This window comes from Gordonia terrae (assembly GCF_001698225.1).
Classification (GTDB): domain Bacteria; phylum Actinomycetota; class Actinomycetes; order Mycobacteriales; family Mycobacteriaceae; genus Gordonia; species Gordonia terrae.
This window is the reverse complement of sequence record NZ_CP016594.1, coordinates 3,327,298-3,350,893: the sequence shown is the minus strand read 5'-3', so window position 1 is coordinate 3,350,893 and position 23,596 is coordinate 3,327,298. Positions and strand designations below refer to the sequence as shown.

22 protein-coding genes are annotated in these 23,596 nt (G+C 67.3%); 16 read left to right on the top strand and 6 right to left on the bottom strand.

The annotated features are described in order from the left end of the window. Positions 1–135: 135 nt before the first annotated feature. Complete coding sequence (locus BCM27_RS14960) at positions 136–735, bottom strand: DUF8020 domain-containing protein (RefSeq protein ID WP_004019857.1); 600 nt, start codon at positions 733–735, stop codon at positions 136–138. 415 nt (positions 736–1,150) lie between these two features. Between BCM27_RS14960 and BCM27_RS14955 the strand changes: the two genes are divergently transcribed. The 4 genes from BCM27_RS14955 to BCM27_RS14940 all read left to right on the top strand — a co-directional run bounded on the left by BCM27_RS14955 (position 1,151) and on the right by BCM27_RS14940 (position 6,042). Continuing rightward, on the top strand, positions 1,151–2,761 hold the full coding sequence (locus BCM27_RS14955) for an aldehyde dehydrogenase (NADP(+)) (protein ID WP_004019858.1): 1,611 nt from the start codon (positions 1,151–1,153) through the stop codon (positions 2,759–2,761). 25 nt (positions 2,762–2,786) lie between these two features. Further along, complete coding sequence (locus tag BCM27_RS14950; RefSeq protein ID WP_004019859.1) at positions 2,787–3,719, top strand: 5-dehydro-4-deoxyglucarate dehydratase; 933 nt, start codon at positions 2,787–2,789, stop codon at positions 3,717–3,719. A gap of 6 nt (positions 3,720–3,725) precedes the next feature. Beyond that, positions 3,726–5,063, top strand: a complete 1,338-nt coding sequence (locus BCM27_RS14945) for a glucarate dehydratase family protein (RefSeq protein WP_004019860.1) — start codon at positions 3,726–3,728, stop codon at positions 5,061–5,063. Between the two features lie 85 nt (positions 5,064–5,148). Further along, on the top strand, positions 5,149–6,042 hold the full coding sequence (locus BCM27_RS14940; protein WP_004019861.1) for a LysR family transcriptional regulator: 894 nt from the start codon (positions 5,149–5,151) through the stop codon (positions 6,040–6,042). An 81-nt stretch (positions 6,043–6,123) separates the two neighbouring features. On the opposite strand, the gene BCM27_RS14935 is transcribed toward BCM27_RS14940, so the two are convergent. Next, positions 6,124–6,519, bottom strand: coding sequence for a universal stress protein (locus BCM27_RS14935; RefSeq protein ID WP_004019862.1), 396 nt, complete (start codon positions 6,517–6,519; stop codon positions 6,124–6,126). Next, on the bottom strand, positions 6,519–7,493 hold the full coding sequence (locus BCM27_RS14930; protein WP_004019863.1) for a 2-hydroxyacid dehydrogenase: 975 nt from the start codon (positions 7,491–7,493) through the stop codon (positions 6,519–6,521). The genes BCM27_RS14935 and BCM27_RS14930 overlap by 1 nt, the downstream gene beginning before the upstream one ends. A 437-nt stretch (positions 7,494–7,930) precedes the next feature. Here BCM27_RS14930 and BCM27_RS14925 point away from each other — a divergent pair, with 437 nt between their 5' ends. From BCM27_RS14925 to BCM27_RS14885, 9 genes are all read left to right on the top strand, one after another. Next, the gene (locus BCM27_RS14925) at positions 7,931–9,502 is read left to right on the top strand and encodes an ABC transporter substrate-binding protein (RefSeq protein WP_004019866.1); all 1,572 of its coding nucleotides are present in this window, start codon (positions 7,931–7,933) and stop codon (positions 9,500–9,502) included. 17 nt (positions 9,503–9,519) lie between these two features. Continuing rightward, entirely contained in the window at positions 9,520–10,446 is a 927-nt protein-coding gene (locus BCM27_RS14920) for an ABC transporter permease (RefSeq protein WP_004019867.1), read from the top strand. Between the two features lie 31 nt (positions 10,447–10,477). Continuing rightward, a complete protein-coding gene (locus BCM27_RS14915) occupies positions 10,478–11,476 on the top strand; it encodes an ABC transporter permease (protein WP_004019868.1) in 999 nt (332 codons plus the stop codon). Continuing rightward, entirely contained in the window at positions 11,473–12,492 is a 1,020-nt protein-coding gene (locus tag BCM27_RS14910; RefSeq protein WP_004019869.1) for an ABC transporter ATP-binding protein, read from the top strand. The genes BCM27_RS14915 and BCM27_RS14910 overlap by 4 nt, the downstream gene beginning before the upstream one ends. Next, entirely contained in the window at positions 12,485–13,567 is a 1,083-nt protein-coding gene (locus BCM27_RS14905) for an ABC transporter ATP-binding protein (RefSeq protein ID WP_004019870.1), read from the top strand. Before BCM27_RS14910 ends, BCM27_RS14905 begins: the two co-directional genes overlap by 8 nt. Before the next feature lie 31 nt (positions 13,568–13,598). Beyond that, positions 13,599–14,318 carry a sulfite exporter TauE/SafE family protein gene (locus tag BCM27_RS14900; RefSeq protein WP_004019871.1) on the top strand — a complete coding sequence of 240 codons (720 nt, stop codon included), beginning with the start codon at positions 13,599–13,601 and terminating at the stop codon, positions 14,316–14,318. A 19-nt stretch (positions 14,319–14,337) separates the two neighbouring features. Next, the gene (locus tag BCM27_RS14895; protein ID WP_004019872.1) at positions 14,338–15,696 is read left to right on the top strand and encodes an enolase C-terminal domain-like protein; all 1,359 of its coding nucleotides are present in this window, start codon (positions 14,338–14,340) and stop codon (positions 15,694–15,696) included. A gap of 4 nt (positions 15,697–15,700) precedes the next feature. Beyond that, positions 15,701–16,708 carry a 2-hydroxyacid dehydrogenase gene (locus BCM27_RS14890; protein WP_004019873.1) on the top strand — a complete coding sequence of 336 codons (1,008 nt, stop codon included), beginning with the start codon at positions 15,701–15,703 and terminating at the stop codon, positions 16,706–16,708. A gap of 223 nt (positions 16,709–16,931) precedes the next feature. Further along, positions 16,932–17,903 (top strand): DUF1214 domain-containing protein, encoded by a 972-nt coding sequence (locus tag BCM27_RS14885; RefSeq protein ID WP_004019874.1) that lies wholly within the window; start codon positions 16,932–16,934, stop codon positions 17,901–17,903. A 10-nt stretch (positions 17,904–17,913) separates the two neighbouring features. Here the strand turns inward: BCM27_RS14885 and aqpZ are convergent, their stop codons facing one another. The 3 genes from aqpZ to BCM27_RS14870 form a co-directional block, all read right to left on the bottom strand. After that, positions 17,914–18,693: an aquaporin Z gene (gene aqpZ, locus BCM27_RS14880; RefSeq protein ID WP_004019875.1), complete on the bottom strand. Its 780-nt coding sequence runs from the start codon at positions 18,691–18,693 to the stop codon at positions 17,914–17,916. Positions 18,694–18,851: 158 nt separating this feature from the next. Beyond that, a complete protein-coding gene (locus BCM27_RS14875) occupies positions 18,852–19,613 on the bottom strand; it encodes a pirin family protein (RefSeq protein WP_004019876.1) in 762 nt (253 codons plus the stop codon). Positions 19,614–19,695: 82 nt separating this feature from the next. Continuing rightward, complete coding sequence (locus BCM27_RS14870; RefSeq protein WP_004019877.1) at positions 19,696–20,370, bottom strand: DUF1345 domain-containing protein; 675 nt, start codon at positions 20,368–20,370, stop codon at positions 19,696–19,698. A 109-nt stretch (positions 20,371–20,479) separates the two neighbouring features. Here BCM27_RS14870 and BCM27_RS14865 point away from each other — a divergent pair, with 109 nt between their 5' ends. From BCM27_RS14865 to BCM27_RS14855, 3 genes are read left to right on the top strand one after another with little or no spacing between them, the layout of a single operon-like run. Beyond that, complete coding sequence (locus BCM27_RS14865) at positions 20,480–20,773, top strand: hypothetical protein (protein ID WP_004019878.1); 294 nt, start codon at positions 20,480–20,482, stop codon at positions 20,771–20,773. Beyond that, positions 20,770–21,594, top strand: a complete 825-nt coding sequence (locus BCM27_RS14860; RefSeq protein ID WP_004019879.1) for a hypothetical protein — start codon at positions 20,770–20,772, stop codon at positions 21,592–21,594. The genes BCM27_RS14865 and BCM27_RS14860 overlap by 4 nt, the downstream gene beginning before the upstream one ends. 58 nt (positions 21,595–21,652) lie before the next feature. After that, positions 21,653–23,596 (top strand): fumarate reductase/succinate dehydrogenase flavoprotein subunit, encoded by a 1,944-nt coding sequence (locus BCM27_RS14855; RefSeq protein ID WP_004019880.1) that lies wholly within the window; start codon positions 21,653–21,655, stop codon positions 23,594–23,596.

The window sequence follows — 23,596 nt, the reverse complement described above, 5'->3', positions numbered from 1 at the left end:
TCGACTGTGCGTCGATATGCGTTGACTGTGCGCGGATCGCTGCCGATGGGACCGGGCCAGAAGAGAAATCCCCGACCCTGGAGATCAGGGTCGAGGATTCGTGTCGATGCCCACGCGTGTCGGGCTTCGGTGCTGCTACGGGGTGTTGATCCAGTTCAGGATCGACTGTCCCGCACGCGGGTCGCCGTTGTTGATGCCGATGACCGCGCCGATGGCAGCGCCGACGCCCGCGCCCCAGACGCAGCCGACGATGACGATGCAGCCGATGACGAGTCCGGCGAGCGCGCCGATCGCGGTGGTGACGTTGCCGCCGCGATTCCAGCCGTTGGTGATGTGCCAGATCATCTGCTGGTAGGCCCGGTCCTTCTTGGCGGATGCCGGGTGGACGCCGGCCGCGATGGCCGCACGCGCCTCGGGGGAGAGGATCGGCGTGACCGTCGCCTGGGTGCGATCGGCGGAGACCTGCGCGCGCATCGGGACCGCGGCCCCGTCGAACGGCAGCACGAGTCCGATCCGTTCGATGGTCTGTCCGCGGGCGTCGACGACCCGGAGTTCCTGCTCGCCCGCGACGAACGTCGCGTTGCGCAGCTGGGAAATGATGGAGGTTCCGTCGGCGGAGGCGCTCGAGTGGTGGGACGGCGCGGCAGGCGCGGGGGCGCCGTTGGCGGTGCCGAAGGAGATGGTCAGTGCCGCGATGGCCAGGGCCATGATGGCGAGGAGGCGAATGCGCTTCATCGGTTCTGGATTCCGCTTTCGTCGAGTGGGTGGTGTGCCCGGTCCGATGATCGGCACATCCGCCGTGGCTCGGCGCATGTGCGTTATGTCGGGTTCGGCGCTGTGATTGTCTCATTGCCCGTCGTCGCAGGGCGGGCTTGAGCCCCGGCGTGGGCCGGCCGGATGACACCGAAGATGCGCATCGTCTCGTCCCCTCGTGAATCACTCACCTGGATCGATGCACCACCCGCATTGATGGCGTCAGTAATTGACTTGGACATGAATGAATGGCCGGACCTACGGTCGTGACAAGGCCGAACTCAGGGCGAGGCCGACGCCGACCGCGGCGGCCGATCGAGAGCAGACGACATCGCTCGGGGCGTGACCACGGCGCGGCGATCTCGGCAGACGCCAACTCACAAGGGATGGGACCACGATGACCATTGCGCACCGACCCGCACCGTTGACCACGCACGACCTGACCGGTCAGCTCATCATCGCCGGTGAGCGGGTGACCGGCTCCGGGAGCGCCGTCCATGGCATCGACCCGGCCACCGATGGGCGATTGTTGCCGGCGTACGCACACGGCACCGAGGCCGACGTCGCTCGGGCCACCGCAGCCGCGGCGGATGCCTTCGGGCCGTATCGGGCCACCTCCTCCGAGGAACGGGCGCACTTCCTCTCGACGATCGCCGACAACCTCGACGCCGCGTCCGAGGTCCTGGTCGAGCGCGCCGTCGCCGAGACCGGCCTCCCGCCGGCGCGGATCACCGGCGAGGTCGGACGCACGTCGGGTCAGCTGCGTCTGTTCGCCTCGGTGCTGCGGGAGGGCAGCTGGCACGGCGCGCGGATCGACCCCGCGCAACCGGACCGCACGCCGCTGCCGCGTGCGGACATCCGGCAGCGGAAGATCCCGCTCGGTCCCGTGGCGGTGTTCGGCGCCAGCAACTTCCCGCTGGCGTTCTCGGTCGCCGGCGGCGACACCGCGTCGGCGCTCGCGGCCGGATGTCCGGTCGTGGTCAAGGCGCACGATGCCCACCCCGGTACCTCGGAACTGGTCGGACGGTTGATCACCGATGCGGTTGCCGCCACCGGTATGCCCGCGGGCACGTTCTCGCTGCTGTACGGCACCGGCCGTGAACTCGGTATCGCACTCGTCACCGACCCGCACATCAAGGCGGTGGGCTTCACCGGATCACGTTCGGGCGGAACGGCTCTCGTCGCCGCTGCCGCCTCGCGCCCCGAACCCATCCCGGTGTATGCGGAGATGAGTTCGATCAACCCCGTCTTCCCGCTCGACGGTGCATTGCGCGACGACGCGGCGGGCCTGGGCCGTGCGTTCGTGGCTTCGCTGACGATGGGATCGGGACAGTTCTGCACCAACCCCGGTCTCGTGATCGCCGTGGACGGCCCCGGCCTCGACGCCTTCGTCGCCGCGGCCGCCGAAGCGATCTCGTCGTCGACGCCGACGCCGATGCTGACCCCGGGCATCGCCGCGAGCTATGCGTCCGGAGTTGACGAGTTCGTCTCCGCCGCAGACGTTCTCGCCCGGTCCGAGGAGTCGACCGGGCCGAACACCTGTCGGGCCGCGCTCTTCGGCACCGACGCCGAGACCTTCCTCGCGTCGACGACGTTGCAGCAGGAGATCTTCGGGTCGTCGAGCCTCGTTGTGCGCTGTCGAGACCTGCAGCAGGTGCGGGAGGTGGCCGCGGAGCTCGAAGGTCAGCTCACCGCGACCGTCCACGCCGCGGACTCCGACCACGAGGATGCCCGCGACCTGCTCGAGGCGCTGGAACTCAAGGCCGGCCGGATCCTGTTCAACGGATGGCCGACCGGTGTCGAGGTCGGACACGCGATGGTGCACGGCGGACCGTATCCATCCACCTCCGACAGCCGAACCACCAGCGTCGGATCGCTCGCCATCGAGCGATTCCTGCGACCGGTGGCCTATCAGGACGTGCCGGCGTCACTGCTGCCGCGGCCGATCGCCGACGGCAACCCCGAACACATCTGGCGCCGTGTCGACGGCGAACTCATCCGCGACTGAACCACACCCCATCCAAGGAGTCCCAATGCTCAACGGCGTCCTGTTCTTTCCCGTCACACCTTTCGACAGCAGTGGTGAGGTGGACTACCGCCGCCTCGCCGAACACATCGACCGCGGGGTGGCGGCCGGCCCCGGGGGCGTGTTCGTCGCCTGCGGCACCGGCGAGTTCCACGCGCTCGGTCTCGAGGAGTTCGGCCGGATCGTCCGGTGCGCGGTCGAGACCGTCGCCGGGCGCGTCCCGGTGTTCGCCGGCGCCGGCGGCTCGCTCGTCCAGTCCAAGGAGTTCGCGGTGAGTGCGAAAGCCAATGGCGCCGACGGCATCCTGCTGCTTCCGCCGTACCTGGTGACGATGCCGCCCGCCGGCCTCGCGGAGTACACGCGAGCTGTCGCCGCGGCCACCGATCTGCCGCTGATCGTCTACAACCGCGGCAACGCCGTGTTCGACGAGGCGTCGGCGATCGAGGTCGCCCAGCTGCCCACGGTCATCGGGTTCAAGGACGGCACGGGTGATCTCGACAATGTGTCGCGCATCGTGATCGCGGTCAAGGAGGCGTTGGGCGACACGAAGGAGTTCCTGTTCTTCAACGGCCTGCCCACCGCCGAGATCACGCAGCAGGCCTACCGCGCGATCGGGGTCACCCTGTACTCGTCGGCGACGTTTGCCTTCGCGCCGGAGCTCGCCCTGGCCTTCTACAACTCGCTGGAGACCGGCGACGTCGAGTTGACCGAGGCGTTGCTGCGCGAGTTCTTCCACCCCCTGGTCCGGCTGCGCAACACCGTCCCCGGGTACGCCGTCGCACTCGTGAAGCACGGCGTGACGATGGAAGGTATCGAGGCGGGTCCCGTCCGTGCGCCGCTGGTCCAGCCGACTCCCGAGCACAAGGCCGAGCTCGAGCGGATCACCGCCGCCGGCCGGGCGGTGCTGGCGACCGCTCTCGCCACCCCGGCCGCGGTCTAGGAAGCCATGTCGACGAACACGATCGACGCGGCCGCGGTCGCGCTGAGCCCCCTCACCGGTCCGCGGACGGACACCACGATCACGAAGGTGACCGTCACCCCGGTCGCCTTCGTCGACCCGCCGTTGCTCAACACGGTGGGTGTCCACCAGCCCTACGCACTCCGGGCGATCATCGTGATCGAGACGGCGGGCGGCGTGCGCGGACTCGGCGAGACATACGCGGACACCGCACATCTCACCCGGATGGAGGCCGCTGCCGACGCGATCACCGGCCTCGACGCCTTCGCGCTGCACCGTCTCCGGGACGCGATCGACGCCCGGGTCTCGACGCTGGCGGTCACCGGTGGCGACGGGGTGGCCGGGATGATCACCACGGCCAGCACCACCGACCGCGTGTTCTCGCCGTTCGAGGTCGCGTGTCTGGACATCCAGGGCAAGACCCTCGGACGTCCGGTGAGCGACTTGCTGGGTGGGCGTGTCCGGGACCAGGTGCCGTTCAGCGCGTATCTGTTCTACAAGTGGGCGGCGCATCCCGGTGCCGCCGGCACCAACGGTCTCCCGGACGAATGGGGCGAGGCGATCGACCCGAGCGGCCTGATCCGGCAGGCGCACCGGATGATCGACCGCTACGGGTTCACCGCGATCAAACTCAAGGGCGGGGTGTTCGACCCCGACGAGGAGATCGCCGCGATCAAGGCGCTGCACGCCGAGTTCCCCGGTGTGCCCCTGCGCCTGGACCCCAATGCGGCGTGGACCGTGGAGACCTCGTTGCGCGTCGCGGCCGAGCTGGACGGCATCGTCGAGTATCTGGAGGATCCGACCCCCGGACTCGAGGGGATGGCCCGGGTCGCCGAGCAGGCGACCATGCCGCTCGCGACCAACATGTGCGTCGTCGCCTTCGATCACCTCGAACCCGCGGTGCGCAAGCGGTCGGTGTCCGTCGTGCTGTCCGACCATCACTACTGGGGTGGTCTACAGCGGTCACGCCTCCTCGGCGGTATCTGCGAGACCTTCGGACTCGGTCTGTCGATGCACTCGAACTCGCACCTGGGCATCAGCCTGGCCGCGATGGTGCATCTCGCGTCTGCGACGCCCAACCTCACCTACGCCTGTGACACCCACTGGCCGTGGAAGACCGAGGACGTGGTCAAGCCGGGTGCCCTCCGCATCGTCGACGGCGCGGTGCCCGTCCCGACCGGTCCGGGGCTGGGTGTCGAACTCGACGAGGAGTCGCTGGAGGCGCTGCACCAGCAGTACCTCGACTGCGGGATCCGGGATCGGGACGACACCGGTTACATGCAGTCCATCGATCCGGGCTTCGTCAACTCGAGCCCGCGGTGGTGAACGCGCCCACGAGCGTCGCCGCGGTGGGCTAGCGTCATCCACACCGGCCCGCAGATTGCGGGCTGACGATGCCGAAAGTGGATCGATGTTCTCTCTGTCGCGCCTGTCCTGCTTCATCGCGGTCGCCGAGGAGCTGCATTTCGGCCGGGCGGCCGAGCGGTTGCACATGACGCAGCCCCCGCTCAGCAGGCAGATCCAACAGCTGGAGCACGAACTCGGCGTCCAGTTGATCGAACGCAGCAGCCGGGCCGTGTCGCTCACCGCGGCCGGCGCGGCCTTTCTGCCCGACGCGCGGCGGATCGTCGCGCTCGCCGAGGGTGCGGCCCTGACCGTCCGACGGGTGCCGGCCGGCGATCTGGGGACCGTGAACATCGGTTTCACCGGGGCCTCGGCACGGGCGGTGTTGCCCCGGCTCATGCAGACGGCGCGCGAGAAGCTGCCGGATGTGCGGTTGGTGCTGCGCGAGATGGTGACCGTCGCGCAGGTCGAGGCCCTGGTCCGCGGGGATCTGGACCTCGGCATCGTTCGTCCGCCGATTTCTCGACCGGGTGTGAATTCTCGTCCGCTGCACCATGAACGGCTGGTCGCCGCGCTCCCCGCCGACCACGAGTTCGCCGATGTCGAGCACCTGGCGATCGAGGACTTCGACGGTCAGGCGGTCATCATGTACTCGCCCACGGACGCGCGGTACTTCAACGAGCTGTTGATCAGCACCTTCACCGCGGTGGGGGCCTCACCCCGCTATGTCCAGTACGTCACCCAGGTGCACACGATGCTCGTACTGGTGCATTCCGGGCTGGGGATGGCCCTGGTGCCCGAATCGGCGATGACCATGCACCCCGATGGGGTGGTGTTCAAAGAGGTGACCGCGATCCGCGATCGTCCGGTACAGATGAACATCGCGTGGCGGGCCGACAACTCCAACCCGGCTCTCGCCCGGTTGATGAGAGACGTTCTCCCCGAACGAGAGTGGATCTGACGGCGGCCTCGACGGACGCGGCGGATTCGCTTCGCTCGTTCGACGCTGCTCGACCGGCAGTAGGCGCGGGGGAGAACCCGGTCAGACTGCGGCGCGTACGGGTGGCTTGACCGCGACCACCGGACACTGCGCGTCGAGCAGGACGCGCTGGACCACACTGCCGGTCAGCAGTTTGCCGACCGGCGAACGCCTGCGCTGACCGATCACCAGGAGTTCGGCCGCGTCGTCGTACGACGCGTCGATGAGCTGATCGGCATGCGACAGACCGGGATCGTTCTCGGCGACACGGTAATCCACCTCGCCGGCCTGGGCCAGGTCACGCGCGTTCTCGAGGTCGACCAGGAACTCCGGCGACGAGGCGTTGTCGCCATCCGCCACGACCACGACGTCGGTACCGCGCATGCGAGCCTCGGCGAAGCCGAACGGAAGGGCGCCGCGACCTTCGGGTGTCGGAAGATAGCTGAGCACGACAGACATCAGATGTCCTTTCGCAGTGCGGGATTCGGTGCGACAACCGGGGTCGACAGGTCGCCGGTCCGCAGGAACGAGTCGAGGTTGGCAAGGGTGAGTTCTTCCATGGCGGCGCGTGTCTCGACGGTGCCGCTCGCGAGATGGGGGAGCAGCACGACGTTGTCCATGGAGAGCAACGCTTCGGGCACCTCCGGCTCGTGCGCGAACACGTCCAGGCCGGCGCCCGCCAGTCGTCCGTGCTGCAGCAGGTCGACGAGCGCGGTCTCGTCGACGACGCTGCCGCGGGCCACGTTGATCAGGAAACCGTCGGGGCGCAGCGCCTCGAGGACGTGCCGGTCGACGAGATGACGTGTGTTCGCGCCACCGGCGGCGGCCACGATCAGCACGTCTACCTGCGCGGCGAGCTCGGCCGGCGAGGCCGCGTAGCGGTACGGGGAGTCGGCCACGCGGTGGCGATTGTGATAGGCGATGCGGCAGCCGAAGGCATCGAGACGGTGAGCGATGGCGGAGCCGATGCGGCCCAGGCCGAGGATGCCGACGTCGGTGCCGGAGACCTTCCGCGTGAGGGGAACGTTGCCCTCGTCGGGCCAGCGTCCGGCGCGGACGAAGCGGTCGGCCGCCGAGAGCCCGCGCATCGTGTCGAGCAGCAGCCCGACAGCGGTGTCGGCGACACAGTCGGTGAGGACGTCGGGGGTGTTGCTGACCCCGATACCGAGCTCGGTGGCTCGATCGACGTCGGTGGTGTCGTATCCGACGCCGAAGTGGACGATGGCGCCGAGGTTCGGCAGCGCGGCCATCAGGCCGGCGTCCACCCCGGTCCGTCCCGAGGTCACGACCGCGGTCACCGCGTCGGCGTTCCGCGCGAGGAAAGAGGTCCGCTCCTCGTCATCGTCCGGCAGCCGCTCGGCGCCGTAGGTCTCGGCGAGACGCTCTTCCAGGGAGGGCTTGAGGGGGCCCACTCGCAGAATCGTGCCGTGCATGGGTGAGAAACCGTTCGTGGCAACGGTTTCCGAGGCTGTTGTGGTGCCGGCCGAACTGCTCGTCATGCTTGACCTCCAGGAGTGCAGGACACAGACCGGTCCTTCGGTGGATGCGTTCCACGCTAGAAGCGCTCACGGATACCTGTCCAACACGCAAATAACATGGATCGATACTGAAACTGTATAGATGTGACGCCGTCGATTCGGAAGGCGGAACGCCTTAGCGGAGAACTGTCAGGTCAGCGGCCTTTTCTGGCGATCCGGACGTCGGCTCGGGCGCTTTCCGGGGGCGGCCAAAACCCACCGAAACGCCCGTTTCCTGGGCTTTTGTGCTGTTGACGCCGTCAATCCGACGCTCATAGCGTGTGTCTACCGTCACAAACGCGGTCGAGCCCACCGCGAGATCACTCGCAGTCTTTCTTTCAACGGAGGTCCCCATGCAGATCGCAGTCCTGCGATCCCGGAAGCGCCCCGCCGGGCTGCTGGCCCTGTCCGCGGTGGCCGTGCTCGCGGCCACCGGCTGCAGCGTCGCCAACACGACCGCCGGCGAGAGCGCTTCCCCGGACACCCTGCGCATCGTCCTGCCCCAGGAGCCGCCCACCCTGGAGCCCTGCGACGCCTCGCTCACGGCGACCGGCGTCGTCGTCCGGTCCAACATCACCGAGCCGCTGATCGAACGAGACCCGAACAGCGGTGCGCTCGAGCCGAGTCTCGCGACCGAGTGGACCCAGGTGGAACCGAATGTCTGGCGCTTCACCACGGCGTCGGGCATCCGATTCAGCAACGGGCAACCATTCGACGCCGAGGATGCCGCATTCTCCATCCGCCGCACGTTCAACGGGGCGATCGGCTGCGACGTCAACGGCTACGTCTTCGACGACAGCACCCGTGAGGTGACCGTGGTCGACCCGAACACCGTCGAGGTCCGCACGGCGACCCCCGACCCGATCCTCCCGCTGCGCCTGTCCTTCATCGAGATTGTCCCGCGCACCACCGTCGCCGATGACAAGGTGCGGGTCCCGATCGGGACCGGTCCCTACATGGTCGACTTCTGGGACTCCGGTCAGCGGGTCGCGCTCAAGGCGAACCCGAACTACCACGGCGAGGCGCCCGAGTTCACCCGCGCGGTGTATCAGTGGCGCAGCGAGGGCAGCGTCCGTGCCGCGATGGTCACCAACGACGAGGCGGACGTCGCCACATCGCTCGGCCCCGAAGACGGAGCCGGTGACCTCGGGATCGCCTACACCAACAACGAGACGACGGCCCTGCGTATGCAAGCCACCGACGCGCCGCTGAACGACTATCGGGTGCGCGAGGCCATCGACCACTCCATCAATCGCGACGGCATCGTCGACGCGCTGTTCCAGGGCCTGGGCATCCCCGCGGCCCAGCTGGTCGGCAAGGGCATCGTCGGATACAACGATCGGCTCACCCCGACGCCCTACGACCTCGACCGGGCGCGAGAACTGGTCGACGAAGCTCGTGCGGACGGGGTACCGGTGGACCGGACCATCCGGCTCATCGGACGCACCGGCCAGTTCCCCAAGATCAACGAGACCATCGAGAACCTCCAGTTCACGCTCAGCGAGATCGGCCTGGACGTCAAGATCGAGATGATGGACACCTCCGGTCAGATGCAATATCAGACAAGGCCTTTCGTTCCCGGCTCCGGTCCGGTGCTGCTGATGATCATGCACGGCAACCAGGCTGGTGACACCCAGTTCACCCTGGACCAGTACATGCTGTCCGACGGTTACCAGAGCACATACGGCACTCCGGCCTACGACGAGCAGATCCGCGCGGCCGAGGCCCTGACCGGAGCCGCACGCCAGAACGCGCTCGCCGACGTCCTGGCCGCCGAGCCACGCGAGATCCGCCAGTACGCCTACATCGCACACATGCAGGCCGTCCTCGCGAAGTCGAGCCGTGTTGCCTACCAGCCCAATTCGGCAACCGGCGACGAAATGCGTCTCGCCGAGATGACCCACGCGCCAGCCCAGAACGACTGAAACAGAGGCGATGACCGATGCTCACCTTCCTCCGGCGCCGGATGTTCACCAGCCTGATCCCGCTGATCATCGTCTTGTTCGGCGTGTTCTTCATGGCTCGGCTGACCGGCGACCCCACCAATCTCTACCTGCCCGTCTCCGCGACCCCCGACCAGCGTGCCGAGTTCGCGGCGGCGAACGGTCTCGACAAGCCGGTCTGGCAACAGATGACCGACTACCTCGCCGGTGTCGTCCACCTCGATTTCGGTGAATCACTCAAGACGGGCCAGGAGGCGGCAGGCATGGCCCTGCGGGCTTTCCCGGCCACGCTGCAGCTCGCATTCGTCACGTTGGTGCTGTCGATCCTCGGCTCGATCATCATCGGCTGCTGGGCGGCCTACCGCCCGAACTCGCTGGCCGACCGGTTCTCCAGCCTGCTGTCGATGACCGCGGCCAGCGTCCCCGACTTCTGGTTCGCGATCACCGGGATCTGGATCTTCGCGGTCGTCGCCGGCTGGCTGCCGACGTCGGGCACCGGCGGGATGCTGGCCTGGGTCCTACCCATCGCGACCCTGATGATCCGGCCACTCGGCGTGCTCACCCAGGTCGTGCGCGGCGCCATGGTCTCCGCGCTGTCGGCTCCCTACGTCAAGGTGGCGCGGAGCAAGGGGGCCGGGGATCTGCGGATCGTCACCCACCATGCCCTCCGCAATGCGGCTGCCCCCGCCCTCACCGTGGCAGGCGATCTCGCGGTCGGCCTCATCAACGGTGCGGTCATCGTCGAGGCCATCTTCGGATGGCCCGGCATCGGCAAGCTGATGATCGACTCGATCCTGCAGCGTGACTTCGCAGTCCTGCAGGCAGCGGTGCTCCTCACCGCCATCAGCATCTTCATCCTGAACATCGTCATCGACGCGGGCCTCGCGCTGCTGGACCCACGCGTTCGTGACAAGGCCACGGTCTAGTCGCCGGCGACCATCGAGGAGTACTGACACCATGTCCATCGTCACCGATCCCGTCGACTCGACGAGTCCCGTCGCCTCGACCGACATCACCGGCGACTCCGTCGCCACCAAGAAGGTGCCCGCCGGGCAGTTGCCGTTGTGGCGGTTGCTGTTCCGCGACAAGTTCGCGACCGTCGCGGCAGGCATCCTGACCCTCGTCCTGCTCACCGCGGTCTTCGGTCCGTGGCTCGTCGGCGACGCCGCCACCGACCAGAACCTCGACGAGTCGAATCTCCCGCCGTTCAACCTGGACACGGGCTGGATGAACATCCTGGGCACCGACCCGCTCGGCCGCAGCATGCTCGCCCGGCTCATCGTCGCGTGTCAGACCACACTGATGGTCTCCCTGCCTGCCGTGATCATCTCGTGCGTCGTCGGATCGGCGATCGGCATGTGGGCGGGTTACCACCGCGGCTGGCGGGAGACCACCGCGATGCGCATCGCCGATGTCATCATGAGCTTCCCGTCCCTGCTGCTCGCCGTCGTGATCCTGTATGTGTTCTCGCCGAGCGCCGCCAACATCATCGCGGTGCTCGCGATCACCCGCATCCCGATCTACCTGCGTACGGCACGCGCCGAATCCGCCGAACTGCAGAGCCGTGTGTTCGTCGACGCGGCACGGACATTCGGTGCGAGCAGCGGTGCGATCCTCCGCGGTCACGTGTTGCCGATCCTGCTCCCGACGCTGCTCACGGTCGCCACTCTCGACTTCTGTTACGTGATGCTCGCCGAGTCGTCGCTGTCGTTCCTCGGCATCGGCATCCAGCCGCCCGACATCAGCTGGGGATTGATGGTGTCGCAGGGTCGGACCTATCTGCAGACGGCATGGTGGCTGTCGTTCTTCCCGGGTCTGGCGATCGTCATCACGACCGTGTCGGCCACGATGCTGGCGGCATGGGCGCGCATCGCGACCGACCCCGGTCAGCGGTGGCGACTGACCACCCCGAACGCGCGCAAGCGGTTCTTCTCCTCACGAAAGGCGCTGCGATGAGTGCTCCCGCCCTCGACCGGCCTGATGCCGGCACCGACGACCGGGTCGCACTCGACGTCGTCGACCTGACCGTCGATCTGCGGACCCCCACCGGCACTGTCCGCGCCGTCGATCACGTCTCCTTCCGTGCCCGTCGCGGCGAGACCCTGGCGCTTCTCGGCGAATCGGGGTGCGGCAAGTCGATGACCGCTCAGGCGCTCGTCGGCCTGCTCGACCCGATCGCCTCGGTCTCCGACGGGTCGATCACGCTCGATTCCGTCGATCTCGTCTCCGCGTCGCCGTCGAAGCGGCGTGACGTGGCCGGCACCGAGCTCGCCATCGTGTTCCAGGACGCGCTGACCGCCCTCAACCCCGTGTATCCGGTCGGCACCCAACTCGCCGAACCGTTCCGGATCCATCGTCGGATGTCGAAGAAGAAGGCCCGTCTCGAGGCGATCGAGCTGATGCGTCACGTGGGCATCCCGGAACCGGAGTCCCGGGTCGACTCCTACCCCCACCAGTTCTCGGGCGGCATGCGCCAGCGTCTGCTGATCGCGATGGCGGTCGCGCTGAGCCCCAAGGTGCTGCTCGCCGACGAGCCGACCACCGCGCTCGACGTGACCGTGCAGGCCCAGATCATGGCCCTGCTGGGCCGGCTCCGTGCCGAGCACGACATGGCGGTCGTCCTGATCACCCACGATCTCGCGCTCGTCGCCGAACAAGCCGACCGTGTCGCGATCATGTACGCCGGCAACGTCGTCGAGACCGGACCGGTGGCCGAGGTCTTCGGAAGTCCGAAACACCCGTACACCAAGGGACTTCTCGATTCGGTGCCCGTCAGTGCCGAACGCGGCGCCGACCTCAAGTCGATCGGTGGAACCCCGCCCGACCTGCACTCCATCCCGACGGGGTGCGTGTATCAGGCGCGGTGCCCGCTGGCTCGGGCGCAGTGCGTCCAGGAACGTCCGACGCTGACCGCAACCGGCACCAACCGTGCCGCCGCCTGCCACTTCTCGGAGGAGATCGACAATGTCTGAGACGACGACGAGGTTCGCCAAGGCCTCGACCGCGGACGGCGGTGCACCGCGCGGCGAGACGTCACACGGCACCAGCCGGGTCCTCGAGGTGCGCGACGTCGGCAAGACGTTCGCCGTGTCCGGGAAGGGCGGCCGCAAGCAACTGCGGGCGCTCGACGGTATCGACCTCGAGCTCCGTCGCGGTGAGACGCTCGGACTCGTCGGCGAATCCGGTTGTGGCAAATCCACTCTCGCGCGCACGCTGATGATGCTCGAGCGCCCCGACACCGGCACCGTGCGCTGGGACGGTACCGATCCCTACCGGCTCAAGGGCAAGGACCTGCTCGCTCTGCGTCGTAAGGTGCAGATGGTGTTCCAGGATCCCTACGCCTCGCTGAACAACCGCATGACGGCGGCCGAGATCATCGGCGAACCGTGGCGCACCCACCGGGATCTGTACCCGCGCAAGCGAGATCGGGCCGCTCGGGTGCGCGAGTTGCTGCACCTCGTCGGGCTGCGACCGAGCGACGAACACCGCAGTCCGCAGGAGTTCTCCGGCGGTCAGCGCCAGCGGCTGGGGATCGCCCGGGCGCTCGCTCTCGATCCCGAGGTGATCATCTGTGATGAACCGGTCTCCGCGTTGGATCTCTCGGTCCAGGCGCAGGTGTTGAATCTGCTCAACGAACTCCAGCAGGAACTCGACATCTCCTACATCTTCATCTCGCACGATCTGTCCGTGGTCCGCCACGTGGCCGACCGGGTCGCGGTGATGTACCTCGGTCGGATCGTCGAGACGGGCAGCACCGAGGCCGTGTTCGACCATCCCGCGCATCCATACACCGAGGCGCTGATGTCTGCGGCACCCACGCTCGACGCCGAGAACCGTCGTGAGCGAATCCTTCTCAGCGGTGAGGTGCCCTCGCCGCTCAACCCGCCGTCAGGGTGCCGGTTCCGCACGCGCTGTGCCCATGCCACCGACCTCTGTGCGACCGCGCTCCCGCCGGCCGTCACCGATCACGGCGAGATCGGGCACGTCGCCGAGTGCTACCACCCCCGCGGGCGGGTCGGACTGGGTATGCCCGCGCCGGCAGCATGACCGCGCCGGACAGCACGAATGCCCAGCCCACGTGAGTGTCGTGGCATGCGTGATCATCGCCGTCGCCGTGTTCCTGGCGTCCTGCATGCAGGCGTCGATCGGGTTCGGGATGGGCATGCTCGCCGCTCCGGTGGTCGCCCTGGTGGCGCCGACGCTGCTCCCCGGCATGCTGATCGCGTCCGCGACGACCGTGACGTTGCTGGTCGTGATCCGCGAGCGGGGGAGCCTGGACCTGCGCGGTACCGGGTGGGCGCTGATCGGTCGAGTGCCCGGAACCATCGCCGGCGCCCTGCTGCTGGTGTGGTTACCGACCCGCGGGCTGTCGCTGCTGCTGGCCGCGGTCGTCCTCGGCGGGGTGGCGGTCGCATCGGTCGGGTGGCGGCCCGCCCCCGGGCGCCGCAACCTGGCGACCGCGGGAGCCGCCTCCGGACTGCTGGGCACGGCAACGTCGATCGGCGGCCCACCCATGGCCCTGGTGTACTCCGGCAAGGAGAGCGCACATGTTCGCAGCAACATGAGTGCGTTCTTCCTCGCCGGCAGTCTGATGTCGCTGGCCGCCCTGGCCGCGACCGGCAGCCTGCGCGCAGAGATCCTCTGGGCATTCGTCGCACTGACACCGGTCGTCGTCCTCGGCTTCGTCGCGTCCCGTCTCGTCAACCGGCTGCTCGACCGGAACCGGTTGCGCATGGTGTCGATCACGGTGTCGGGCATCGGCGCGGTCCTGCTCATCGGCCAGCAGCTCTTCTTCTGAATTCTCGAAAGGACCAACCATGACGACAGCGACTCCGACGCCGGCCGCCACGACGACCCCGGTCGTCACCGAGATGCGGGTGATCCCCGTCGCCGGCCGGGACAGCATGCTGCTCAACCTCTCCGGCGCGCACGCTCCGTTCTTCACGCGCAATCTGGTGGTCCTCACCGACTCCGAGGGCAACCAGGGTGTCGGCGAGGTCCCGGGTGGCGAACCGATCCGCACCACGCTCGACGACGCCCGGCCGATCGTCGAAGGGCGCGGGATCGGGGAGTACAACGCCGTCCTGCAGGACATCCGGCGAACTTTCGCCGACCGCGACCGGGGCGGACGGGGAGATCAGACCTTCGACCAGCGCATCACGATTCACGCGGTGACCGCCGTCGAATCAGCTCTGTTGGATCTCCTCGGCCAGCACCTCCGTGTTCCGGTGGCGGCGCTGCTCGGCGAGGGACAGCAACGCGACCGGGTCGCGGCGCTCGGCTACCTGTTCTTCGTGGGGGACCGCACCAAGACAACGCTGGACTACGCCGACGGTGCCGACGAGACCGACGAGTGGATGCGCCTGCGCCATCAGGAGGCTCTCGACGCCGACGGTGTGGTCGCCCTCGCCGAGGCAGCCCAGAAGCGCTACGGCTTCGCCGATTTCAAGTTGAAGGGCGGGGTCCTGTCGCCCGAGGAGGAGGCCGATGTCGTCACCGCACTCGCCGAACGCTTCCCGGCGGCGCGGGTGACCCTCGACCCCAACGGTGGCTGGCTGCTCGAGGAGGCGATCCGAATCGGTGGTCGTCTCCGCGACGTGGTCGCCTACGCCGAGGACCCGGTGGGGCCGGAGGGCCGGTTCTCCGGCCGTGAGGTGATGGCCGAGTTCAAACGCGCGACCGGACTGCCGACGGCGACCAACATGATCGCCACCGACTGGCGCGAGTTGGGGCACACGATCCGGACGAATGCGGTCGACATCCCTCTGGCGGACCCGCATTTCTGGACCATGGCCGGCTCGGTCCGCGTCGCGCAACTGTGTGATGCGTGGGGGCTGACCTGGGGTTCGCACTCCAACAATCACTTCGACGTGTCGCTGGCCATGTTCACGCATGTGGCCGCCGCCGCACCCGGTGAGATCACCGCGATCGACACGCATTGGATCTGGCAGGACGGACAGCGCCTCACCACCGAGCCGTACGAGATCGTCGACGGTCACCTCACGGTTCCCGACCGCCCGGGACTCGGTGTCGAACTCGACATGGAACAGGTGGACGCCGCCCACCATCTGTATCTCACCGAAGGGCTCGGCGCCCGGGACGACTCGATCGGGATGCAGTTCCTGATCCCGGACTGGACCTTCGACAGCAAACGGCCCGCTCTCGTGCGGAGCTGACGTCGTGGCGGAATCGCACAGCGGTGGTGGTGGTCTCAAAGTCGTGGTGGGCGAACGGAACTTCGCGCCACACCGCGACCTGTTCGAGAGTTTGCTGCCCGTCGGGGTGGACACCTCCTGGCACGCGGCCTTCGACGAGGCGGCGCTCGTGACGGATCTGGCCGATGCCGATGTCTATATCGGCGGCCGGGTGACTCCGTCGATGGCTCGCGCGGGTTCGCGGCTGCGGCTGGTGCTCACCGGCGGTGCCGGCACCGACAAGGTGAGTTTCGACGACCTTCCCGCGCACACTCTGGTGGCCAACACGTTTCACCACGAGGACTCGATCGCCGAATACATCGCCGCCGCGGCGGTGACCGTGCGCCGAGACCTGCTCGTCCAGGATGCGGCGCTTCGGCAGGGTGTCTGGGCGTCGGCGGTCTATCGAGACGGTGTGCCGCAACCGCAGACCCTCCGCGGGGCCATGGTCGGTTACGTCGGCTTCGGCCACATCGGGCGGCGAACCGCGGATCTGCTGGGTGCTTTCGGCGCGCGGGCCTGCGCGGTGACGGGGTCCGGCCGGGTCGCCGACGATTCCGGACTCGAGTGGCACGGCGACACCACCGATCTCGGCCGACTGATGACGGAATCCGACGTCGTGGTCGTCTCCGCACCGCTGACCTCGAGTACCACCGGGATGATCGATGCCGCGCATCTCCGCCGGCTCGGGCCCTCGGGTGTGCTGGTGAACGTGGGCCGCGGTCCGCTCGTGGTCGAGCAGGATCTGTTCGAGGCGTTGCAGGACGGGGTGATCGGCGGGGCCGCGGTCGATGTCTGGTATCGCTATCCGACGGCCGGTGACGAGGCGGCTCCGTCGGACCTGCCGTTCGCCGAGCTGCCCAATGTCCTGATGACCCCGCACATCTCGGGGGTCACCCGCGACACCTTCGTCGGCCGGGTTCACGACATCACCGACAACATCTCCCGGCTGCTCGCGGGACGGGACATCCTGCGCGTCGTCACTCCGTCCTGATACATGCTGAGCGGCAGCGCCGGTGTTCTTTCGTAGGCAACGACGGCCGCCAGGCCGCAGATACTGAGGTGCGAGGAGCGTTGGCGACGGTCCCACCCTGCTCCCTGAGGTGTGAGGAGCGAAAGCGACAGTCCCATCCTGCTCCCTGAGGTGCGAGGAGCGTTAGCGACGAGCCTCGAAGGGTCCGGTTAGAATTTCCGCGACCATCGAGAGGGAGCGACAGATGCCGGTTCAGCAAGAGCCTGTTCGCGTGAACGCCGACAACTTCGTCCGTGCGGAGACGCACCGGATGTTCGCCGACATCCAGCGGGCGGCAGGAGGAGTAGGCGTTTTCCGTCACAACCGGGAACCCGCCTCGATCGAGGAACAGACGGTCATCCGGCTCAACCGGGACACGCTGTACAGCTTCGCGGTGGTCGACCTCGCCCGGCCGGCTGTCCTGACGCTGCCTGACGCGCAGGGACGCTACGTCTCGGCGATGATAGTGAACGAGGACCATTACGTGGGCGGGGTTCTGCATGCGGAGGGCCGTCACGAACTCACCGCAGAGCGGTTCGGTTCGCGGTACGTCCTCGTTGCCGTACGTATCCTCGTCGACCCTGTGGACCCCGACGACGTCGCGAAGGTCGTCACCCTGCAGGACCAGGTGTCCGTCGAACCCGGTTCGTCGGAACCGTTCGTATCGCCGGACTACGACACTGCGACTCTCGACGACACCCGAGCAGCCCTGCTCGCCCTGGCCAGAGGGCTGGAGTCGTTCGACCGAACCTTCGGAACGCGCGGCGACGTCGATCCAGTTCGCCACCTGATCGGCTGCGCGGCGGGCTGGGGTGGCCTCCCCACCTCCGAGGCGACGTACATCGGGGTCGACCCGGAACGTGAGCCGGGTTTGTACGAGCTGACTTTCGACGAGGTCCCGGTCGACGCCTTCTGGTCGGTGTCGGTGTACAACGCCGCGGGGTTCTTCGAACCGAATGCGAGGAACCTGTACACGGTCAACAGCGTCACCGGCGAGCGGAACGAAGACGGTTCGGTCACCGTGCGTTTCGTGCCCACCGCGGACGGGGAGCTTCCGGCAAATGCGATCGTCACACCGCGCGGATGGAACTATCTCATCCGGCTCTATCGTCCGCGTCCGGAAATTCTTGACGGCACCTGGACTCCGCCGGAACTGATGGAGCGATCCGACGCCTGACCGGACCCGCTCAGGCGTCGGCGGTCTCGGTTCGGGCCGGCTCGGGCGCTGCACGCTTCCCGTTCTGGAACAGCAACGGGTAGAGGAGACCGCCGATGAGACCACCGATCAACGGGGCGAGCCAGAAGGCCCACAGCTGACCGGGCGCGCCGTTGCCGTTGAAGAAGGCGACCGCGGTCGAGCGGGCCGGGTTGACCGAGGTGTTGCTGATCGGGATCGAGATCAGATGGATGAGGGTGAGGCACAAACCGATCGCCAGCGGCCCGAAGCCCGCGGGGGCGCGCCCGTCGGTCGCGCCCAGGACCACGATGAGGAAGAACGCCGTCAACAGGACCTCTGCGATGAGAACCGCGGTGAGGGAGTAGTTGCCGGGGGAGTGTTCGCCGTATCCGTTGGCAGCCATGTTGCCCTCCGCCACGAACCCGGGTCGACCCTTCGCGATGAGGAAGAGCATCAGGCCGGCCAGCAGGCCACCCACGACCTGTGCGATCCAGTAGGTGGGCAGCTCCTTCCAGGACATCCGTCCGCTGATGGCGGCGCCCAACGTGATCGCGGGATTGAAGTGTGCTCCCGAGACGTGTCCGACCGCGTAGGCCATGGTCACCACGGTGAGGCCGAAAGCCAGCGAGACGCCGAGGAATCCGATCCCCACCTGGAAGGTGTCCTGACCGTCGTCGGATTGCGCTATCTGCTTGGCGGCGTAGATCGCGCTGCCGCATCCGCCGAAGACCAACCAGAATGTGCCGAAGAACTCAGCGGCGAGTCGTGCTGCGGGTGACGGGGAAGGCATGGACGTCCTTTCGCTCGGTGACCTGACCGTCGAGGCGCGCGAAGTGCCTCATCCTTCGAATGGCTCACACAGTAGCGGTGCCACCGTGAATCGGCAGCGTTACGGCAAATCCTGTACACGTCAGTGAAGATGGGGTGGACGAGAGTTGTCCCTTGGGATCAACGGCGAAACGTCGAGTGCATCTCCCAGAACAGAATCTCGGTGTCCATCGTCGCGGAGACGGTGACGTCGCCGTGATCGGTGGTGCGCAGGGCATCACCCTCGGCGAGCTGTATGCCGTCGTCCAACTCGACACCGCCCCGCGCCACGTACAGGTGTCCGAAGGGCGCCGGGGGGAGAATGACCGACTGCCCGGACCCGAGACGCGCGACATGCAGTGCCGCATGGGGATTCTTGATCGAGATCGCCGTGGTGTCGGTGTGCTCGGGCATTCCGGAGGCGACGGTGACCAGGCCGCCGGCTGCGAGGTCGGTGGTGAAATCGCGCTCGGCATAGCCGGGTTCACCTCCGGCGTGTTCGGGCGCAACCCACATCTGGATGACGCGAAGGTCCCGGTCCTCGCTCCGTCGAGAAGCATTCGCCTCGGTATGGGTGATACCGCGGCCCGCGCTCATCCGCTGCGCGACGCCGGGGGTGATCACGCCCGTGTTGCCGAACGAATCACGATGAGCGACAGCTCCTTCGAGCACCCACGTGATGATCTCGGCGTCGCGGTGAAAATGTGCGTCGAAGCCTTCGCCCGCGTCGACGCGATCATCGTTGTGCACGAGCAGGACCCCGTGGGCGTTCGCGGTCAGATCGAAGTTGCCGGTGACCGGGAAGGACTGGCGGGAATCGAGCCACTCGCTCCGGAAGCCATGTCGGCCGGCGGCTCGGATGACCTGCCGTGTGGTGACGGCCGCGGCTCGTGCTTCGCTCATCGTCGACTCCGATCTGGTCCGGGAACTCGGCCGACTCAACCGTCGCCGCACAGGCGCTATTCCGGTCCGTGGCGGCGCCTCGCTAGTCCAGCAGGTTCACCGCGTTGGCCACCACCAGGCTCAGGATGACGATCGACAGCAATGACTGCGAGGCCATCGCGAGTTTCGCGCGCCGCGCCAGCGGCATCACATCGGTCGGACTGAAGGCCGTCGCATTGGTCAGGGCCAGGTAGAGGTAGTCGAAGAACACCGGTCGCCAACCGGAGGCTGCCAACCGCGGCTCGAGTTGCTGGGGAAACGCGAGATCCGGGTGCTCGGCGGGGTGCAGGTGCCGGTTCACCGGCCCGCCGCCGTCGAGTTCCCAGTAGAGAAACGCGAAGGCGATGACGGTCTGTAGCCAGACGAGGGCGCCGGCGACCAGCAACTGGTTCGCCGCCTCGGTCTGCGGATTGCCATGGAGAAGATCCCATACGAGTCGTCCCGCACCCCATGCTGCTCCGGCCGCGATGGCGACGACGAGACACACGGAGAGGGCGCGGACCCACCGGCCGGGGCGGTCGATCCGGCCGGGATCCACGACGACGAGCGTCAGCAGCACCATCCCCTCGATCGCGGGCAGCAACCATGCGGTCCCGGCGGCGTAACGCGCCGGGAGCAGGAACGGGATCGCCATCGCGACCAGCACGAACGCCGATGCGGTCCATCGCTGCTCGGCGCGGGGCAGGTTCTCTCCCGGGCGGTGGTCGTCGTCGTTCATCCGGCGGCCTCCTCCGGTCCGGGGCCCCGACACGTTCGGTCAAGACCGTTGACTCGGCGTGCCCGGCCGGTACTGTGTTCTTCATCACATAGGCAGGAAGGGATGTGCCATGATACCGACCGAGATCAGGGATCTGCATCGCAGCATCGGGGCCTTACGCCATCACATGACGACGCTGCAGACACAGTACGGCGATGTCGACGCCGTTCGGCGGATGTCCAACGACCTGGACCGTCTGGAGATCGACCTCCATGACTTCGAGCACGCGCCGCCGCCGCTTCTGCAGGCGAAGCTCGGACGAGACCAGGTGATCTATGTGCCCGACAGCAAGTCAGACGAATCTGCCTGGCTGGGCGCGCAAGACGAAGGGCTGGGCTTTCATTCGCGTGAGCGCACGAAGTGAGCGCCCCCGCGACTGAGCGGGACGCAGTCGGGGTCTTCTCTCCCGGTCGCGCGCGGATCCTGGCGCGCACACTCCGTCAGGACAGGTGGTGGCTGTCGCCCCTGCTGACCGTCATCGGTCTCGCGGCCTTCGTCATCTATGCGACCGTGCGGTCCTTTGTGAGGACCGCCTATTACTCGACCGAGTATCACTACCTGTCACCGTTCTACTCGCCGTGTCTCAGTGAGTCGTGTGTGCCCGGTGCGAGTCACTTCGGTACGCCCTTCCCCGAACTCCCGATGTGGATTCCGCTGGCGTTCTTGTCGCTACCGTTTCTGCTCGGGTTCCGGTTGACCTGCTACTACTACCGCAAGGCCTACTACCGGTCGGTGTGGTTGTCGCCGCCGGCGTGCGCTGTCGCCGAACCGCACAGCAGGTACACCGGCGAGACGCGACTGCCGCTCATCATCCAGAATTCGCACCGGTACTTCTTCTATGCAGCCGTGATCATCTCGGTGATCAACACCTACGACGCCGTCATCGCGTTCCACGGCGCCGACGGTGGTTTCGGCTTCGGCCTGGGCAATGTCATCCTCGTCGTGAACGTGCTGCTGCTCTGGACGTACACGGTGTCGTGCCACTCGTGTCGCCACGTGACCGGCGGCCGTCTCAAGCACTTCTCGAAGCATCCGGTGCGGTACTGGATCTGGACCCGGGTCTCGAAGCTGAACACCCGGCACATGCAATTCGCCTGGATCACGCTCGGTACGTTGGTGCTCACCGACTTCTACATCATGCTCGTTGCCAGCAACACCATCTCGGATCTGAGGTTCGTGGGTTGACCGTTTGACGGCACAACGTCTGTTGTGCAGCCGTTTTCAACGTTGGGAGTCGCGCTAGATGACCGAGCCGGAACGCTACGAGTACGACGTCGTTGTCATCGGTGCGGGCGGTGCCGGGTTGCGTGCGGTCATCGAGGCCCGCGAACGGGGTTACTCGGTCGCCGTGGTGTGCAAGTCACTCTTCGGCAAGGCCCACACGGTCATGGCGGAGGGTGGGTGCGCCGCGTCGATGGGCAACGCCAACTCGAAGGACAACTGGCAGACGCATTTTCAGGACACCATGCGTGGCGGCAAGTTCCTGAACAACTGGCGTATGGCCGAGTTGCATGCGAAGGAGGCCCCGGATCGGGTCTGGGAACTCGAAACCTACGGCGCCCTGTTCGATCGCACCGAGGACGGCCGGATATCGCAGCGAAACTTCGGCGGTCACACCTATCCGCGGCTCGCGCATGTCGGCGACCGCACCGGGTTGGAACTGATCCGGACGATGCAACAGAAGATCGTCTCGCTTCAGCAGGAGGACTTCGCCGCCACCGGCGACTACGAGTCACGCATCAAGGTATTCGCCGAATGCACCATCACCGATCTGCTGAAGGACGGCGACGCCATCGCCGGCGCGTTCGGGTACTGGCGTGAGTCCGGTCGCTTCATCCTGTTCGAGGCGCCTGCGGTGGTCGTGGCGACGGGAGGCATCGGCAAGTCGTTCAAAGTGACCTCCAATTCGTGGGAGTACACCGGCGACGGCCACGCGCTCGCCCTCCGGGCCGGAGCGAGCCTGATCAACATGGAGTTCGTCCAGTTCCATCCGACCGGGATGGTCTGGCCGCCCAGCGTCAAGGGCATCCTGGTGACCGAGGGTGTCCGCGGCGATGGCGGCGTCCTCAAGAACACCGACGGCAAGCGTTTCATGTTCGACTACATCCCACCGGTTTTCAAAGGTCAGTACGCCGAGACCGAGGAGGAGGCCGACGAGTGGCTGGCCGACAACGACAGTGCGCGTCGGACCCCGGACCTGTTGCCCCGCGACGAGGTCGCCCGGGCGATCAACGAGGAGGTCAAGGCCGGACGCGGCACCGAACACGGCGGTGTCTACCTCGACATCGCGTCGCGGATGCCCGCCGAGGAGATCATGCGCCGGCTGCCGTCGATGCATCATCAGTTCAAAGAACTCGCCGACGTCGACATCACGGCCGAGCCGATGGAGGTCGGGCCCACGTGTCACTACGTGATGGGCGGAATCGAGGTCGACCCGGACACGGCCGCCTCGCGGGTCCCGGGGCTGTTCGCGGCGGGTGAGTGCTCGGGAGGGATGCACGGCTCCAACCGATTGGGCGGCAACTCACTCTCCGACCTGCTGGTCTTCGGGCGACGGGCCGGACTCGGTGCGGCGGCGTACGTCGAATCGCTGACGACGCGGCCCACCGTCTCCGCTGCCGACATCGAGCGGGCGGCGACATCGGCTCTGGCGCCCTTCGATCCGCCGGCCGAGGGCAAACCGGAGAACCCGTACACCCTGCACACCGACCTCCAACAGGCCATGAACGATCTGGTCGGGATCATCCGGAAGGAGGCCGAGATGCAGGAGGCGCTCGACGTCCTGGCAGATCTGCGAAACCGACTGGGCGGCATGCAGGTCGAAGGGCACCGGCAGTTCAACCCGGGCTGGCATCTCGCCATCGACCTGCGCAACATGCTGCTGGTCTGTGAATGCGTCGCTAAGGCCGCGCTCATGCGCACGGAGAGCCGTGGCGGGCACACCCGCGACGATCACCCGTCGATGGACTCGAACTGGCGTAACGCTCTGTTGGTCTGCACCGCCGAGCTCGACGGGGACGGCCCGGTGCCGGAGGTGAGCGTGGTGCGGACGGAACAGACCCCCATGCGTCCGGACCTGTTGGAGCTGTTCGAGTTCCCGGAGATAGAGAAGTACTACACCGCAGCCGAGATCGCCGGGCACCCCGGCGCCGGGGGCGAGCGAGCCGAAGGGCACTCGGAGGACTGA

Bases quoted from the DNA above. Each gene is read 5' to 3' on its own strand.
- BCM27_RS14960 (WP_004019857.1), bottom strand. From the start codon at position 735: ATGAAGCGCATTCGCCTCCTCGCCATCATGGCCCTGGCCATCGCGGCA.
- BCM27_RS14955 (WP_004019858.1), top strand. From the start codon at position 1,151: ATGACCATTGCGCACCGACCCGCACCGTTGACCACGCACGACCTGACC.
- BCM27_RS14950 (WP_004019859.1), top strand. From the start codon at position 2,787: ATGCTCAACGGCGTCCTGTTCTTTCCCGTCACACCTTTCGACAGCAGT.
- BCM27_RS14945 (WP_004019860.1), top strand. From the start codon at position 3,726: ATGTCGACGAACACGATCGACGCGGCCGCGGTCGCGCTGAGCCCCCTC.
- BCM27_RS14940 (WP_004019861.1), top strand. From the start codon at position 5,149: ATGTTCTCTCTGTCGCGCCTGTCCTGCTTCATCGCGGTCGCCGAGGAG.
- BCM27_RS14935 (WP_004019862.1), bottom strand. From the start codon at position 6,519: ATGTCTGTCGTGCTCAGCTATCTTCCGACACCCGAAGGTCGCGGCGCC.
- BCM27_RS14930 (WP_004019863.1), bottom strand. From the start codon at position 7,493: ATGCACGGCACGATTCTGCGAGTGGGCCCCCTCAAGCCCTCCCTGGAA.
- BCM27_RS14925 (WP_004019866.1), top strand. From the start codon at position 7,931: ATGCAGATCGCAGTCCTGCGATCCCGGAAGCGCCCCGCCGGGCTGCTG.
- BCM27_RS14920 (WP_004019867.1), top strand. From the start codon at position 9,520: ATGCTCACCTTCCTCCGGCGCCGGATGTTCACCAGCCTGATCCCGCTG.
- BCM27_RS14915 (WP_004019868.1), top strand. From the start codon at position 10,478: ATGTCCATCGTCACCGATCCCGTCGACTCGACGAGTCCCGTCGCCTCG.
- BCM27_RS14910 (WP_004019869.1), top strand. From the start codon at position 11,473: ATGAGTGCTCCCGCCCTCGACCGGCCTGATGCCGGCACCGACGACCGG.
- BCM27_RS14905 (WP_004019870.1), top strand. From the start codon at position 12,485: ATGTCTGAGACGACGACGAGGTTCGCCAAGGCCTCGACCGCGGACGGC.
- BCM27_RS14895 (WP_004019872.1), top strand. From the start codon at position 14,338: ATGACGACAGCGACTCCGACGCCGGCCGCCACGACGACCCCGGTCGTC.
- BCM27_RS14885 (WP_004019874.1), top strand. From the start codon at position 16,932: ATGCCGGTTCAGCAAGAGCCTGTTCGCGTGAACGCCGACAACTTCGTC.
- aqpZ (WP_004019875.1), bottom strand. From the start codon at position 18,693: ATGCCTTCCCCGTCACCCGCAGCACGACTCGCCGCTGAGTTCTTCGGC.
- BCM27_RS14875 (WP_004019876.1), bottom strand. From the start codon at position 19,613: ATGAGCGAAGCACGAGCCGCGGCCGTCACCACACGGCAGGTCATCCGA.
- BCM27_RS14870 (WP_004019877.1), bottom strand. From the start codon at position 20,370: ATGAACGACGACGACCACCGCCCGGGAGAGAACCTGCCCCGCGCCGAG.
- BCM27_RS14865 (WP_004019878.1), top strand. From the start codon at position 20,480: ATGATACCGACCGAGATCAGGGATCTGCATCGCAGCATCGGGGCCTTA.
- BCM27_RS14855 (WP_004019880.1), top strand. From the start codon at position 21,653: ATGACCGAGCCGGAACGCTACGAGTACGACGTCGTTGTCATCGGTGCG.